The sequence below is a fragment of the Bergeyella cardium genome (genome assembly GCF_009914665.1).
In the GTDB taxonomy this organism is placed as follows: Bacteria; Bacteroidota; Bacteroidia; order Flavobacteriales; family Weeksellaceae; genus Bergeyella_A; species Bergeyella_A cardium.
In genome coordinates this window covers 1,623,588-1,639,158 of record NZ_CP029149.1, presented here as the reverse complement: position 1 = coordinate 1,639,158, position 15,571 = coordinate 1,623,588, and the positions used below count along the sequence as shown (strand labels likewise).

Genomic DNA, 15,571 nt, shown 5'->3' with positions numbered 1-15,571 from the left:
AAATATTCGTTTATGAACTTAAAATCAAAATTATTTGTAGGACTTGGGCTTGGGCTTAGCCTTTCGGCAGCAGCTCAAGAAGTAAAACCCGTACTTACAGGGGCTCCTTTCCTCAGAATAACTCCAGATGCAAGAGCAGCAGGTATGGGGGACCAAGGGGTAGCAACCTCTACAGATGCATTCTCTCAGTTTTGGAATGCCGCTAAGTACCCATTCAGTAAAACTACCTCTGCTGTAGCAGTAAACTATACGCCTTATCTCAGCAAACTTACAAGCGATGTATTCCTCCTCTATGCTTCTTATCATCAGTTTCTGGGGCAGGAAGAGCGATCTACCATCTCTGCAAGTATCAATTATTTTAATATGGGAGAGGTGGAACTCAATCAACTGTCAGGCACACAAATCGTAACTACAGGTAAGGTAAAGCCTAATGAATTTTCTGTAGATGTAGCCTATGGGCTGAAACTCTCAGATGTATACTCTATGGCAGTTACAGGTAGATACATCCGCTCGGATTTCGGTACCTTTGGAGACAACAGCACTATAAAACCTGCCAATACTTTCGCAGTAGATGTTTCAGGTTTCTATCAGTCTGAAAAGCACTCCAGCTTTGGAGACTACGAAGGTACAGCAAGAGCGGGCTGGGCTATTCAGAACCTTGGACCAAAATTGGACTATTCAGGAGATGAAAACTCTCGTTCCTATCTGCCAACTACACTCAGATTAGGTGCTGGCTATGATTTATATCTCGATGATATGAATAAAGTAGGGCTTTCCCTTGAAGCATCAAAACTCCTCGTTCCAGGCTCTCAGCTAAATAATTCCGATCCTGCCAACCCTAAATACGAAGTTCCTAATGTAGGTGTAGTAGAGGGTATAGGTAAATCTTTCAGCAATAAAAAAAGCGTAATGCTAAGCGGTGCTGTGGAGTACTCCTATGATGATGCTTTTGCTGTGCGTGGTGGTTACTTCCACGAGAGCGATGAGCAGGGTGGCAGACGCTTCGCTACCGTAGGGGTGGGCTTTAAATATCAGTCTTTCAATACTTCAAAGACAAATACTGCTCTTGACAATACCCTCCGTTTCGGTCTTACCTGGAATATTGGTGGTGAGTCTTCCAACGCCAATAATTAGATAGCAGTAGGCAGTAAGCAATAGGCTATACGCAAAAAAAATCGCTTCAAATTCTGGTTTGAAGCGATTTTTTTTGATAAAATTCTAATCGCCATCTCATTAAATATGTCATCTTAGTAACCTTACTAATATTTTCATGCAAACCATAAAAAAAATAACATTAAAATAACTTACTGTTTATCAAATTATCAAAATCAGGATCTAAAATTACCGTACCAATGAGCTCCTCTAAACTATACAATAGGCAACTGTAACCCAGCACCCACTGGCGTGGAAGGCACTTATTACAAACTATTTGTAGACTGCTAAAAGCTAGATGCTATCTTCACAGAGCGTAGATTTTATAAGGTGGTAGGCTTTAGATTTAAGAGCTTGGAGGTCTTCGTTGGGTTCCAAAATATCATTAAAGAAAACCTTTACCCGCCCCATATACCCTTGAGAATGGTCAAAAGGAAACATCTCTTTTAAGCCAGAGAATGTAAAGACCGCAATGGGAAACTGGTGAGTAGTAGCAAGGGAGAAGGCTCCGTCTTTAAAGCTATCCAGCACAATGCGGGTATCATCTGGTACGCCACCTTCGGGGAAGATAACAATGCTGTCGCCCTCCTTCATCCGCTCTGCACATTTACGATAGACATCAGCACGGCTCCTTGCAGAGCTACGGTCTACTAACACACAAATCCGCTTGTATATCGTCCCAAAAACAGGGATTTTCTCTAGTTCCTTCTTCCCTACAAAACATATAGGGTGGTGAGGAAAGAGCAGGCAAACGAGCATAATATCCATAATAGAGGTATGATTGGCAATGATGATATACTGCCTATTTCTCTCAATTTTCTTCTGTGTCTTTGCAATAAAACTGTACCTGAACCCCATACCGTAGAACAGCCCAAAGCACCATATTCGCACAAAAAAGTAGGCATATTTGTAGTGTTTTTTACTGAAAGAAAGAAAATACACAGGCAGGAAGCAGAAAGCTGTAAGCAAACTTCCGAGGATGAGGAGCCAGCCACGCCAGAGATAGTTCAGGATTTTGGTCATTGATTCAATCTAAAAGAAATGAGAAAAAGGCTACCGAGTTCGGCAGCCTGTGTTATTATGATTGAGCGTTTTGCTCGGCTTTGGGTTTATTCTCTTTTTGAGGTCTTGGCAGGAGGACTTTTCGGGAGAGTTTCATCTTCCTACGGTTATCGTAGCCCATAAACTTCACTTCTACCTCATCGCCTTCTTTGTAAGGGACTTTATCGGTACGCTTCCAGTCTATTTCGGAGATGTGGAGAAGCCCTTCGGTACCTTTCGCAAGCTGTATAAACGCTCCGAAATCCATAATCTTCACTACTTTTCCTTTATAAACCTCGCCTACTACAGGTACAAAAGCAATTTCATTAATCATCGCTACAGCTTGATTGATTTTCTCTCTGTCGGTACCTGCAATTTCTATATAACCGATTTCATCTCTTTCTTCAATAGAGATAACGGTATCCGTATCTTTCTGCATTTGTTGGATAATCTTACCACCAGGACCTATTACTGCTCCGATGAAGTCTTTCGGGATTTCCATTAGAACCATCTTCGGTGCGTGAGGTTTCACATCTGGTCTCGGTGTAGAAAGGGTTTCGGTAATCTTACCGAGAATGTGCAGCCTTCCCTCTTTTGCTTGGAGGAGTGCTTTCTCCATAATATCCATAGAAAGCCCCTGGATTTTAATATCCATCTGGCAAGCGGTAATACCATCAGCGGTACCTGTTACCTTAAAGTCCATATCTCCGAGGTGATCTTCATCTCCCAAGATATCGGAGAGAACCGTCCACTTTCCTGTTTTTTCATCGGTAATAAGTCCCATTGCGATACCTGATACAGGTTTTGTAATCTGTACCCCTGCATCCATTAGTGCTAATGTACCTGCACAAACCGTAGCCATAGATGATGAACCGTTGGATTCCAAAATATCGGAAACCACTCTGATGGTGTAAGGATTATCTTCTGGAATTACGGCTTGTAATGCTCTCTGAGCGAGGTTACCATGCCCCACTTCTCTCCTTGAAGTACCTCTTAGCGGGCGTGCCTCTCCTGTGGAGAACGGAGGAAAGTTATAGTGGAGGAAGAATTTCTCATCGTGCTGGGTAATCACACTGTCGATAAGATTGGCATCTTTAATAGACCCGAGCGTAACTGCCGTGAGCGACTGAGTTTCTCCTCTGGTAAATACCGCAGAGCCGTGTGCTCCTGGTAAATAATCTACCTCTGACCATATTGGGCGGATGGTAAATGGGTCTCTTCCGTCTAATCGGATTTGCTCCTCTAATATCATCTGGCGCATTGCTTCCTTCTGCACATCGTGGTAGTAGGTTTCAGCAAATGGCGTTACTCTCTCGAGTTCCTCTTCATCTTCTGCATAAGGAGCGAGGAATTCATCCAATATCGCTTGAAACTTCTCTGCTCTTTCCTCTTTATTGGAAGGGATTTTCGCTATCTGATAAACCTTATCGTAGCATTCTTTCCAAACTTTCTCGCGGATTTCCTCATCGTGCTCCTCGTGGCAGTATTCTCTCTTGGGAAGAGACTTCCCTACCCTCTCAGCGAGCCTTTCCTGAGCCTGTATCTGTACTTTTATTTCCTCGTGTGCAAATTGGATGGCTTCAAGCATTTCCTGCTCGGAGATTTCCTTCATCTCACCTTCCACCATTACGATAGAGTCTTTCGTAGCGCCTACCATAATGTCTATATCTGCTTTGAGGAGGTTTTCATAGCTTGGATTGATGGACAGCTTGCCGTCTATTCTCACAACTCTTACCTCAGACATAGGTCCATTAAAAGGGATATCTGTAATGGCGATTGCAGCCGATGCCGCAAGACCTGCCAATGCTTCTGGCATTACTTCTTTGTCGTAGGAAATGAGGGAAATCATCACCTGAACCTCTGCGTGGAAGTCATCTGGGAAAAGCGGGCGGAGTACCCTGTCTACCAAACGCATTGTAAGGACTTCGTCATCCGATGGTTTGGTTTCTCTTCTGAAGAAGTTCCCTGGAATTCTTCCTCCTGCGTAGAACTTCTCTCTGTAGTCTACCGTTAGCGGTAGGAAGTCCGTACCTGGGTTGGCTTCTTTTGCGGCAACTACGGTTGCGAGGAGCATTGTACCGCCACATTTTACTACTACGGCTCCGTCGGCTTGTTTAGCCAGTTTGCCTGTTTCGATGGTAACTTCCCTGCCATCTTTTAGCAGGATAGTTTCTTTGATTGCTTGTGGTGCATTCATAAAAAAATTAATCTTCTGTGTGTTCCGTATTGAACACGGTTACTATTTAAACTTTTTAAATATTCGCGGGCAAAGGTAATCATTTTTTAATAATCTTCTTATACTTTCATATAAATATTGAATTTGCCTACTCAATTCACCTTTTCAATTTCTGAAAATGAAAAGAAATAGAAAAAGAAGTATAATTTTTCTGGTTCAGTATCCAATTAGGATATACTTTTTAAATATTTATAAGCTCGTAAATATTTATTGAGGCGCTCCCTATCCTTTTCTGTAATCTCTGAAAGCCTGCGAATATCCATATTATCCTGCAAGTCATTCAGCTTTACTTTTATAGCTATTGAATTGGTAATAACTCTTTGTATAAAGCTATCATAGCCCTCTCCCTCGTTTTTTGTAAGACATTTTAAAGCCTCTATAATTCTTTCATCAAAGCCTTCATTTCTGAGCTGCTCAAAAGTCCAATCTGTATCTTCCACAAGATCGTGTAGCATTCCACAAATCTTTTCCTCAGTTGTGGTACCCGCATTCATTACTCTTATAAGATGTAATATATAAGGACTACTTCCTTTATCAACCTGCCCACTATGGGCATTTATTGCTATTTGTATTGCTTTTTCTAACATATTTTTTATCTAAATTTTTATGTAATTCCTCTTTTACAAAAAACCAACCTATAAAACCTCATGTAAAAGGACGATATTTTAATGATAATTTTTGAATGTTAAAAATTCCCTCGTCAGAAAGGGAGTTATAATTTCGATAATTCTTAATACGAATTTATTCATCATTGTCGTTGTATCTGGAATTTTTTAATTTGATTAATAGTATCTAAAATCTGGAGTAAAGGAATGTTTTCCTTAGTAATTATATTTTTTTGCTTAATAAAAGAATTTGTAAATCTTTCTCTTTTAAAAGTAGGACGAATTTCATTTTTTCCAATCTGAATGGTGTTACTGACTTGTGTTGTTAATCCCATCTCACTATAGATACTTAATCCAGTAATAAAGCCTGTATTTTTTTCATTATCTTAAAGTAAACCTTTCACAATCTGCTTTCTTGATGGTTCCAACTTTCCAAATACAGTTTCTTCTGGTTTATAGAATTTTCCTTTAGCAATCTTCTCAAGATTCCCTGAAATTACCATTCTATTCAATGCTTTAATAATAGTTTCTTTACTTTTCACCTTTTGATTGAAATCTTTATAGGTAAAAACATACCCTTTGGGAAGTCTATTAATCTTATTTAATATGCAAACAGATGTTTTCATTATCTTTTATCAGTGTAAATATACAACAAAATGTCCTTTTTTATAAAATAAACTGGATAAGTAATAAGTAAAATTATTTGATTAAATTTACTACTCTTATATTTAGAGAATTGAGCATCTATACTATGGAAATAATTTGAAAAAATAATATCCTAGGCATTATAAATATATATAAATACCGTATCTTTGTAGGAGTAATAAAAAAATCTACTATGAGCAAAGTAAAACCAGGAGCTAGTAATCCCAATTCAGGTTTCCCTTCTAAAACAGGAAACCCATCTGGTAGCAATAGAACGAACAATCCTCCTAAAACGTCCAGTACAAATACTCATTCTAAAGGTAGTGGAAGCACTACTACTAAGAAGTAATTTTGCACTCCCAAAAGATATTTTCGGTATTTTTGCCTCCAAGCAGAGACATGCTTGTTATTTCTACATAATAGCGAGTAAAGAAACAATAATGCTAAATAATACAATTTCAAAGGAATTCCTCCCTAAAATTCTATAAAAGGTTTAATAACAGGTAATTGGACGCTAAATGGTTTTGGAAAAGCCATATTAGGTGGTGCAATAAGTGGAGCTTTATCTGGTGGATTTAATGGATTAGGGGCGAGCTTATTTAGTACAGGAAGGTTCATGTTGAATAGTGGAACATGGGATTTTATGACAAATATGATAACAGGATTTATCCAAGAAGGAAAAATAGATTTGAAGAATATAGGCGCTTCCATAATAGGTTCATTTGTAGGAAATAGAATTCCTGGCTGGAAAAGGATAAAAGGAAAAGGATTTGGTGGATGGATAAAAAATAGTGTAGGGGAAGTATTACATAGTTCTTTGAAATATGGAATAACAGGTGCTATTTCTGGAGGCTTTAATTCTTTATTCAGAGGCGAAAATGTATGGAAAGGCATGAAGCAAGGTTTTGAGAATGGTGTCTACAATGGGGCAGGACAGGCTGTTTTTATGGTTGGAGTATTTGGTGCAACTTACAAGCCAACCGATGAACAATTAAAATATGTAAAAAAAATGTCTGAAAAATATGGCGTAGATTATAAAAATGTAAAATGGAGAAAAGGAGGATTGTATCAACTATTGTAGCCATTATGGAGTGGAGGATTTAATAGAGAAGTCGTATGGGGAAATAATGTAGCTACTTTTAGCAATACTGATGCTAATACACTTGGGCATGAATTTGGCCATATTATACAAGTGAGGCAACAAGGATGGAGCAATTTTCAGGCTAAGGGAATCTGGGAGCAAATATATGTCAATATGATAAAAGGAATTGATCCTTATACAACTCGAAAAGAAGAAGGAAACCAATATAATGAGTATGATGCAGAACAAAAATTAAGAGAAATAAATAAGTAATTATGAAAAATACAATATTATTATTTAGTATAATTTTATTTAATAGCTGCCTCGTTCCTCCCTCCCCAAAAAGAAATTTTTATAAGCTAATAGGGTATAAAAAGGGAAGTTTTAACGACTTCACAGGTTATGTTTATAAAGATAACAAATACATATTGAATCTTTGGGTTTTTTCTACACCAAAGAAAAAGTCAATATATTTGAGTACTAATCTGCCAAGTGAAGACTCAATAAGACTCTTAAAAAATGATTTTCTTCCCATTTATCTCAAGAAAATGGATAAAAAATCAATAGATGAGTTACCATATAGCCTTTACTATAATGATTCTGCATTTGTTTATGAAAAATCTATAGAAATTAAAGATAAAGATTGGTATGGAAAATTCGATACTCTAAAAGCAGAAATTGACAATAAATGGTATAGATTTTCTTTTGAAAAATAAGACATTAAAATAGAGAATTTGTATCAAGTATTGCAGCCATTATAGAGTGGAGGATCTAATAGAGAAGTCGTATGGGGAAATAATGTAGCTACTTTTAGCAATACTGATGCTAATACATTTGGGCATGAATTTGGACATATTATACAAGTAAGACAACAAGGATGGAGCAATTTTCAAGCAAGAGGAATATGGGAGCAGGTTATATATGGACAAAGAGCATATGGTAAAGAAGGAACGAATGAAACAGAGGCTGATAATATGAAAAACTCAATAATAAATAGTTTATGAGATTTAATATAAATAAAATTGGTTCGGTTTTATGTGTCTTTTTATTGACTAGCTGTGTATATACTAAATTTGAGGTGTATAAATCATTTGAAAATATAGAAACTGATACCCGATATTATAAGGTAGAAGAAAAAGATGGAGTTTATAAATGGGTAGAAATAGGTATTCATACTATTTTTGGTGCGGGTAGGAAAGATTATCTGACAGTTTCTTTTAAAGAAGAATTACCAAAAAACATGACTATAAAATCTTCCAATTTTGGAAATATAGATAGTGCATATCGTGAAGATTATAAAGTATTCAGTAAAAGAATAAATATAAAAGATATTAAATCAGATACGGTCTATTTAGAATTTAATGATAATAAACGATATAAATTTTATTATAATTTCGAAGAAAAATAATACCCTTTAAAAGTCTAGCAGTTACTGGCAATCTACACCAATGGAATATTGGAGGTGCCCTCAAATCTACTTTCTGGGGGGCCGTCTCGTTTGGTGTCGGAGAAATATTTAGTGTCGCCAGTGAAGTAGCAAAAGGAATAGAAAAGCTTACAAAAGTTGTGGAAGTTATTAAAAAAGCTGGGGGAGATTTTGGATTAGCATTAGTTCAAGCTGGAACACATGCCGTAAGTCAAGGAATATTGGCTGTAGTGCAGGGAGACAGCTTCTTAAGCGCTGCAGCTGGAGGGTTCTTTGGAAGCTTAGGAGCAAAAGCATGGGGAGGTGCTATGAAGAACCTAGGCTATGAGTAATTTGCACAAAGTACCATTGGAACCGTTGCCTTTGGGGCTTTATCTGGCGGTATAGGTGCAGAACTAAGTGGTGGAAACTTCTGGCAAGGAGCAGTTACAGGAGGGATTGTAGCTGGGCTGAATCATGCGATGCATAAAATGGGAGGAGAAGACCCTATTCCATCAAGTAAAGAACGAACTTGGTATGAAAAGGCACTTAATTTTTTCAGTGGAGGAGCTTTAGTTGAATTTGAAAAGATATATGCCCTTAGAGATTATCATTATATGGATAGGGCATTTATTTTAGGAGGGTACTTTTCCAAACAAGCTAGATATGAGTTTATGTATGAGGGAGGAATGGGAAGAGGTATTAAGATTAATACTTTGAAATATAGAATGGGGAGGAATGGAAAAGCTGTAGAAATAACTTATAGTAACGGTAGCAAAAAAGATATAAATGCTGTTAGGGTAAAACAATGGGTACCAAATAATCATCCTAATGCTCCTGCAGGAACATTACAAAAAGTAAAATTTAAAAGGATCAAAAGGATATAAGGGACCTCTAACAAAAAAAATAACTAAAATATCTAAATAAATAATACCATATCCTAACTTTTGAGATCAATAATAAAAGCTACTCTCTACAGTAGCCTTTTTTGTATTAATAATAAATCAGGAATCTAAAAAGTTCCTGATTTAGTCCCCACTTTTTATAAACACATGATTTATAAAGTAGATTGTGGTCGCAGAAGGATTCGAACCCTCACTGTCGGAGCCGAAATCCGAAGTTCTATCCATTAAACTATGCGACCATTTGCATATTTCCAACTGATTTTAAAAACTGATTTTCAAACCGCCAAGTATTTGTGTTCCTAAGACCTTATACCCTTTGTAAGTTTGATAATTAGCGTTCAATAGGTTGTTTGCGAGGGCAAATATACTGAAATTTTTATGAAGTTTATACTCTGCAGAGAGGTTTATATCGGCATACCCCCCAACCTTGGTGTCTTTATCCTCTTCAAGCACTGGATAAGGAAGAGAAGAAGAAACTAAACTGAAAGAATTGCTGGTTCTATCCGTTACGAAGAAGCCTTTTACCCCTAGTTGGAGTTTCCTGCCCAACATAAAGGAGATCGCCCCTAATTCTGCCTTAACAAGCGGCACATTATAGATATATTCGTGGTTATCAAGGGTATATTTTTGGAAAGAAAGTTCTCCATCTATCACTACATTAGCTATCGGGAAGTAGTGTATGCTGCCTTTTACAAAACTTTGACTGCCATTATCATACAATGCAGAGAAAGTATTTGAAAATTCATAAGGTTGCTCTGGACTTCTGCTATCTGGAAAGCCATTTGCCTTAAAGAAAGCTATATTTCTAAGCTTTAAAAAACCTGCAGAAACATCATATTTAAAGGCTTCGGAGATATCCCCCTTTAATCCAAAGTAGAATCTGTACTTGGTCTGTGTAGGTTTCAGCTCTTGGTCTGGCAGAAGGTAAGGATTCTCACTCAATAGACTGGAATAGGAGTTAATTTTCAATCCACCATCTACCCCACCATAGAATTTAAATGGACTCCCAACCGCAAGGAGGAACTCCACCTCTGGGAACCAATATATCTTAGAGAATTTTTCAGGCTCAGTGATTGCAAGGCTGCTATTCTTGGAACTAAGGAAGGAAAAGCCAGACCCCAAGCGAAGATGTGACTCTCCTTTGAAGAAACTCAGTTTTGGATTGAACTCAAAGTTGAGAAAACTCGAGTTATGCTGACTTCCTACCTCAAAATCGGTGTTCTGATAGAGTAAATTTAGCCCCAAATCTGCATTAAGACGGATATCACTCGATAAATCCAAGTGATGTTTTGATAAATTCGCAATCATTTCCACTGCTGATTCATTCGCCTTGAATTTATCGCTCAAAAAAGAGGATTTCACCCGAACATCATTGAGGATTTCATTGGAATAATAGTCATAGTAGGCATTGACTTTAAGGTGATTTGTCGCTTGGCTGAGGTCTTTTCCCACAGCAAAATCATTGTTATAAATTCCATAAAAGTTATAACTATTTCGGCTGTATTCTACCACTGCAGAAGCCTTTCCTTTCTCGCCATAATGCTTTGCAAAGGCTGCCAAATCGGCATTGTATTGCCCAGAATCCCAATCGTACTGCTTTTTAAGCCCACTGGTCGATAGGTAATGGATATCCCCTCCCAGCTCTATCTTGTTGTCCAGCATTTTGGATATATTTCCGTCCGCCAGCACCTTACCGTAGTTTCCAAAACCGATTCGGAAGTAGTTATTCTGACTTTCTCTCGAGAGCTTTAGGTTTATGTCTGTCCTCTGTATCGTAGATGTCTGGAAATCAGAAACCGAAGGCACATCAATAATATCATACTTCAGATTTAGCGAATCCTCCACCTTTTTTTCCTTAGGCGGATAGTTCTTTTCAAGAGGTGCAGCTGCCTTTTTCTTCTCAATTCTCTTCACTTCAGGCTCTCGTTTTCTTTCGAGTATAAGCTTCTCCTCCTTAATCTGAGAAAATGCCAGTGATGACAAAGCAATGAAAGCAAATGCCAGTATCTTATTCATTAATCTATCGATTTTGTTCTCTAATAATTGGTATAAAAACTTTATTCTGGGACTTTTATTGTATAGCCAATAGACCGCTCCCATTTTTTCCTTAATACAAAAATACATTCTTCCCCTAAATTTCCAAACAGTGCATCAGAGATATATTGATAATCATACTTTCTCCTGTTTTAAAAGATTACAAAAACATTAGAGAGTAAAGTGGCATAGATAATAATCACTCCGCTAATGAGTTTTAGAAAAAAACTTATTTTTGGGGATATTTTAAATGATATAGTGATGAAGACTGACGATAAAAGTGTGATGACAACTAAGGAGTTAATAAAAACCGCAAAAGAAATGGTAGACAGGGGATTTTCTACCGAAAGTCCAAAATATATCATAAAACAGAAGAGAAAAATACTCTTTCATAGTTTTCTAAATTTAGGTTTTGCCAAAAAGTGGTTCAGCTTTATCAGCCAGGAAGAAAACAAATGGCTTACTGAGAGCCGCCCACGACTTTTCTTTAAACCCTTTCGGGTATATCTTTCAACAAAGTGGGATAAAAATAGAAGATTAAAGGTTATCCTTGATTCATATGCCCTTGCAAACACCAATACCTTTCTTAGAAGAGTAGTAAAAAATTCATCTCCCATTAAAATCTCAGAATTTATCCTTAAAGACCAACAAACGAAAGGAGAAATCTATCTCGGCTACAATGAAAGATTCCGAAAAGAAGGTGAATTTGTAGCATCTATTAATTGCGAGCAATTAGGAGGGCTTATCTATGAAGTGGCATTCAGTATAGAGCGGGAAGAAAATGGAAATTATACCTGCCTTATCGGTTGTGTACAGGGCAACAGACTTTCAGCTGTGGAAAACAATGTAAAAGACCTTCAAAAACTGATGTATGGACTGCGACCAAAAGCTCTGGCTATCTTTATTGTTCAGGAAATTGCACGACAACTCGGTTGTTCCCAAATTTTAGGTACTAGTAACCGCATACAAGCCCATAATAAAAAGCACTTCATCCATATTGACTGGTTGCATAAACTGAGTTTTGATTATAACGCTCTTTGGAAAGAGGCAGGAGGAGAGGAATATACCGAAGGTTGGTTTAAACTCCCTACAACGCTCTACCGCAAGCCAATGGAAGAGATAAAAACCCACAAAAGAGCTCTGTATCGCAATAGATATGAGATGTTAGACGAAATTTCTAAACAGATTGCTCATCATCTATATCCTAATCAGGGATAAATTCTCACCATCAATATACTTTATTTATAATATTCATTCCCAAAACAAAAGCAAAAAAGCCCAATATTAGACTTAATACTATATAGAGGAACATTGTAATGACACTCCCCTCTTGCAGAAGGCTAATACTCTCTGCTGAGAATGTAGAAAAAGTAGTAAAACCACCGCAAAAACCTATCATTAAGAGAAGACGGAGAGATGTTGAATTTACATTAATACAAGATGATAGCAATCCCACAATAAAACATCCCAAAATATTTACTACAAGTGTTCCAATAGGGAAATGATGGAGTTGACAAAACTTCTGTGTATAATTAGACAGCCAAAATCTTAACAGACTCCCAACCCCACCTCCTATAAATACATAGATGAGTTGTTTCATTGAGTACAGATTATCTTTTTTCTATGATATAGATTTTTTTTCAATAACCAATTGTTAGCAAGAAGAACCTTGATACAGGTAATATTTCTGCATATAGTGTATTGGTTCTTTCCTTTAAGGATTCATCCTCTATCTATTGGATTTTTCACCTATGAAATCCATTGATTCTCTCCGAAATCGGGCTTTCTTTTTTCGAGGAAAGCATTTCTCCCTTCCTTAGCCTCATCCGTCATATAAGCAAGGCGAGTAGCCTCTCCTGCAAAGACTTGCTGGCCTACCATACCATCATCTGTCAGGTTCATAGCAAACTTAAGCATTCGTATAGAGGTAGGCGATTTTGCCAAAATCTCCTGAGCCCATTCATAGGCTGTGGACTCCAGTTTTTCGTGTGGTACTGTGGCATTTACCATACCCATAGCCTCTGCTTCTTTTGCGGAATAATTCCTCCCAAGGAAGAATATCTCTCGTGCCTTTTTCTGCCCCACCATTTTTGCGAGATATGCCGAACCGTATCCTCCATCAAAGCTGGTTACATCGGCATCTGTCTGTTTAAAAATCGCGTGCTCTTCGCTGGCAAGAGTAAGATCACAGACCACATGAAGCGAATGCCCGCCACCTACAGCCCATCCATTCACCACGGCGATGACTACCTTTGGCATAAATCGGATAAGCCGCTGCACCTCAAGGATATTCAGCCTATGCCTACCATCCTCCCCTACATATCCCTGATGCCCACGAGCCTTCTGATCGCCCCCACTGCAAAAGGCGTGGCCCCCATCTTTCGGGCTCGGGCCCTCCCCTGTGAGGAGAACTACCCCAATTGATGCATCCTCATACGCATCATAAAAAGCATCGTAAAGCTCTGAGGTTGTTTTTGGTCGAAATGCATTTCTCACCTCAGGCCTGTTGATTGCAATCCTCGCCACTCCATTACATTTCTTATAAGTAATGTCTTCGTATTCTTTCGCTGTTTTCCAATTGATGTTCATTATTATAAGTATTAATTAATGCGGTAAATATACTAAGAATTAAATGATTCACAAGGATGGCAAGGTTTATTTTGAAATGTTTATATTTGGGCATTAAACTTAATCTCTAAAAAAATAATCCTATGGAAATAAGATTTTTAGGTCAAAATTGCTTTTTGATTTCTTACAATGGAAAAACAATCATTACCGACCCATTTTATAACTATCAAAAGGAAAAATCGGGCTTTGATATCGCTACTCAGAGAATAGATTTCGTGCTGATTACCCACGCTCACGCAGACCATACCGCAGATGTGCAAGAGGTTTTGCAGCATCACCCCGATGCTTCTCTCATCGCTCAACCTGAAATCTGCGCTTATTTCTCTCATTCTAAATCAATAGACCTCAATATAGGAGGTACGGCTCATCTTGGTGAGCTGATGCTCAGTATGGTACCTGCTGCTCATACTTCTTCCTTTCCAGATGGGAGTTATGGAGGCACTGTGGCAGGTTTTGTATTGAGAATGCCAGAATATAACCTCTACCTCTCGGGAGATACTGGTGCTATCGCCGATATGGGCTTGCTCGAAGGGCTTTATGGAAAGATAAACCTCAGTATTTTGTGCATCGGTGGGCATTATACAATGTCTCCTCAAGAGGCTGCCTTTGCTGCATCAAAACTCATTAAAACTCCAAGAGTTATCGGTGCTCATTTTGATACTTTCCCTCCTATCAGCATAGATCATAAGGCTGCTGTACAGGTTTTTGAAGAGAATGGCGTAGAACTTCTCCTCCCAGAGCTTGGGCAAAGCTTTCATTTCTAATTATCGATAAAATTTTTCTGAAATAATGAAAAGGAAAGTGCTCATTATCTATACAGGAGGGACGATAGGTATGGAAAAGAACTACGAAACAGGTAGCCTTATGCCGTTTGACTTTGAACATATCTTCCGAAAGATTCCCGAAATGAATCTACTTGAGTGCGAAGTCTCTCTTTACTCCTTCCCAGAGCCTCTGGATTCGTCAGATGTAGGTACTGAGGAATGGAAACGCATTGCAGGCTGTATCCAAGAGCGATATGAGGATTACGATGGCTTTCTCATCTTGCACGGTACGGATACAATGTCCTACACCGCCTCTGCTCTTAGTTTTATGCTCAAAAATTTAAAGAAACCTGTGATTTTAACGGGCTCCCAGCTCCCGATCGGAGACCTCCGAACAGATGCTAAGGAGAATCTCCTGACGAGCCTCTACTACGCCAGTCTTTATGATGGTAACGAGGCTGTAATACAGGAGATCGCCCTCTATTTTGAGTATAAACTCCTGCGCGGAAACCGTTCGCTGAAGCATTCTGCCGAGTATTTTGATGCTTATCAAAGCCCAAACTATCCTGTGCTGGGGCAATCGGGGGTACATCTCAATATTGATAAAGAAGTGCTCTACCGCCCCCCTTCGGGTGAGGATTTTTATTGCGACTTCCACCTCTCCACTGATGTTTTATTCGTCCGCATCTTCCCAGGTATGAATCTTAAGCACTTCTCCATCCTTCCTACGGTGAAAGTTCTGGTGCTTCAAGTCTTTGGCTCTGGTACGATATTCAATAACAAAGATACTGAAGACACTTTAATGAAAATTAGAGATAAAGGGATAGAGATTGTCGTTATCAGCCAGTGTGTATCTGGCGGAATAGCCATTGGGAAGTATTCCAATTCAAATATTTTCCATAAAGTTGGGGCCATTAGCGGTCATAATATTACTGCGGAAGCTGCCATTACGAAATCTATGCACATTATGGGCAATCCGAACTATAAAAACCAGCCCTTTGCCAGCTTATTTGAGCGCCCACTCTGCGGTGAGATGGATATCATCAATATATAAGAGATATATAATAAATCTCCA

General features: G+C 38.3%; 16 protein-coding genes and 1 tRNA gene. 9 read left to right on the top strand and 8 right to left on the bottom strand.

Translation table 11 applies throughout. The features are described 5' to 3' along the window. Positions 1-12 precede the first annotated feature (12 nt). Positions 13-1,134, top strand: coding sequence for a type IX secretion system outer membrane channel protein PorV (gene porV, locus DBX24_RS07555; protein WP_160224468.1), 1,122 nt, complete (start codon positions 13-15; stop codon positions 1,132-1,134). Positions 1,135-1,446: 312 nt separating this feature from the next. Here porV and DBX24_RS07550 read toward each other — a convergent pair whose 3' ends face one another. The 4 genes from DBX24_RS07550 to DBX24_RS07535 all read right to left on the bottom strand — a co-directional run bounded on the left by DBX24_RS07550 (position 1,447) and on the right by DBX24_RS07535 (position 5,660). Next, positions 1,447-2,175 (bottom strand): lysophospholipid acyltransferase family protein, encoded by a 729-nt coding sequence (locus tag DBX24_RS07550; RefSeq protein ID WP_160224467.1) that lies wholly within the window; start codon positions 2,173-2,175, stop codon positions 1,447-1,449. Between the two features lie 55 nt (positions 2,176-2,230). Further along, the gene (locus tag DBX24_RS07545; protein WP_160224466.1) at positions 2,231-4,390 is read right to left on the bottom strand and encodes a polyribonucleotide nucleotidyltransferase; all 2,160 of its coding nucleotides are present in this window, start codon (positions 4,388-4,390) and stop codon (positions 2,231-2,233) included. 206 nt (positions 4,391-4,596) lie between these two features. Beyond that, complete coding sequence (locus DBX24_RS07540) at positions 4,597-5,016, bottom strand: phosphohydrolase (protein ID WP_160224465.1); 420 nt, start codon at positions 5,014-5,016, stop codon at positions 4,597-4,599. Between the two features lie 404 nt (positions 5,017-5,420). After that, complete coding sequence (locus DBX24_RS07535; protein ID WP_120489242.1) at positions 5,421-5,660, bottom strand: DUF6088 family protein; 240 nt, start codon at positions 5,658-5,660, stop codon at positions 5,421-5,423. 671 nt (positions 5,661-6,331) lie between these two features. On the opposite strand from DBX24_RS07535, the gene DBX24_RS07530 reads away from it, so the two are divergent. From DBX24_RS07530 to DBX24_RS07510, 5 genes are all read left to right on the top strand, one after another. Then, entirely contained in the window at positions 6,332-6,760 is a 429-nt protein-coding gene (locus DBX24_RS07530; protein WP_160224464.1) for a hypothetical protein, read from the top strand. A 275-nt stretch (positions 6,761-7,035) separates the two neighbouring features. Next, a complete protein-coding gene (locus tag DBX24_RS07525; protein WP_160224463.1) occupies positions 7,036-7,476 on the top strand; it encodes a hypothetical protein in 441 nt (146 codons plus the stop codon). Positions 7,477-7,760: 284 nt separating this feature from the next. Then, the gene (locus DBX24_RS07520) at positions 7,761-8,168 is read left to right on the top strand and encodes a hypothetical protein (RefSeq protein ID WP_160224462.1); all 408 of its coding nucleotides are present in this window, start codon (positions 7,761-7,763) and stop codon (positions 8,166-8,168) included. Between the two features lie 158 nt (positions 8,169-8,326). After that, on the top strand, positions 8,327-8,518 hold the full coding sequence (locus DBX24_RS07515; protein WP_160224461.1) for a hypothetical protein: 192 nt from the start codon (positions 8,327-8,329) through the stop codon (positions 8,516-8,518). 138 nt (positions 8,519-8,656) lie between these two features. Then, a complete protein-coding gene (locus DBX24_RS07510; RefSeq protein ID WP_160224460.1) occupies positions 8,657-9,052 on the top strand; it encodes a hypothetical protein in 396 nt (131 codons plus the stop codon). Positions 9,053-9,237: 185 nt separating this feature from the next. Here the strand turns inward: DBX24_RS07510 and DBX24_RS07505 are convergent. Together DBX24_RS07505 and DBX24_RS07500 are read right to left on the bottom strand one after the other, a co-directional pair. Continuing rightward, a tRNA-Arg gene (locus tag DBX24_RS07505) sits at positions 9,238-9,309 on the bottom strand. Between the two features lie 22 nt (positions 9,310-9,331). Next, entirely contained in the window at positions 9,332-11,086 is a 1,755-nt protein-coding gene (locus DBX24_RS07500; protein WP_160224459.1) for a TonB-dependent receptor, read from the bottom strand. A 228-nt stretch (positions 11,087-11,314) separates the two neighbouring features. Here DBX24_RS07500 and DBX24_RS07495 point away from each other — a divergent pair, with 228 nt between their 5' ends. Beyond that, positions 11,315-12,322, top strand: a complete 1,008-nt coding sequence (locus DBX24_RS07495) for a VirK/YbjX family protein (RefSeq protein ID WP_260392803.1) — start codon at positions 11,315-11,317, stop codon at positions 12,320-12,322. Between the two features lie 10 nt (positions 12,323-12,332). Here the strand turns inward: DBX24_RS07495 and crcB are convergent, their stop codons facing one another. Further along, positions 12,333-12,704, bottom strand: coding sequence for a fluoride efflux transporter CrcB (crcB, locus tag DBX24_RS07490; RefSeq protein ID WP_160224458.1), 372 nt, complete (start codon positions 12,702-12,704; stop codon positions 12,333-12,335). A 149-nt stretch (positions 12,705-12,853) separates the two neighbouring features. Continuing rightward, positions 12,854-13,693, bottom strand: coding sequence for a 1,4-dihydroxy-2-naphthoyl-CoA synthase (locus tag DBX24_RS07485; RefSeq protein WP_120489262.1), 840 nt, complete (start codon positions 13,691-13,693; stop codon positions 12,854-12,856). Between the two features lie 122 nt (positions 13,694-13,815). Between DBX24_RS07485 and DBX24_RS07480 the strand changes: the two genes are divergently transcribed. Continuing rightward, positions 13,816-14,496, top strand: coding sequence for a metal-dependent hydrolase (locus DBX24_RS07480; RefSeq protein ID WP_160224457.1), 681 nt, complete (start codon positions 13,816-13,818; stop codon positions 14,494-14,496). A gap of 25 nt (positions 14,497-14,521) precedes the next feature. Continuing rightward, complete coding sequence (locus DBX24_RS07475; protein ID WP_120489264.1) at positions 14,522-15,550, top strand: asparaginase; 1,029 nt, start codon at positions 14,522-14,524, stop codon at positions 15,548-15,550. The last annotated feature ends 21 nt before the right edge of the window (positions 15,551-15,571 follow it).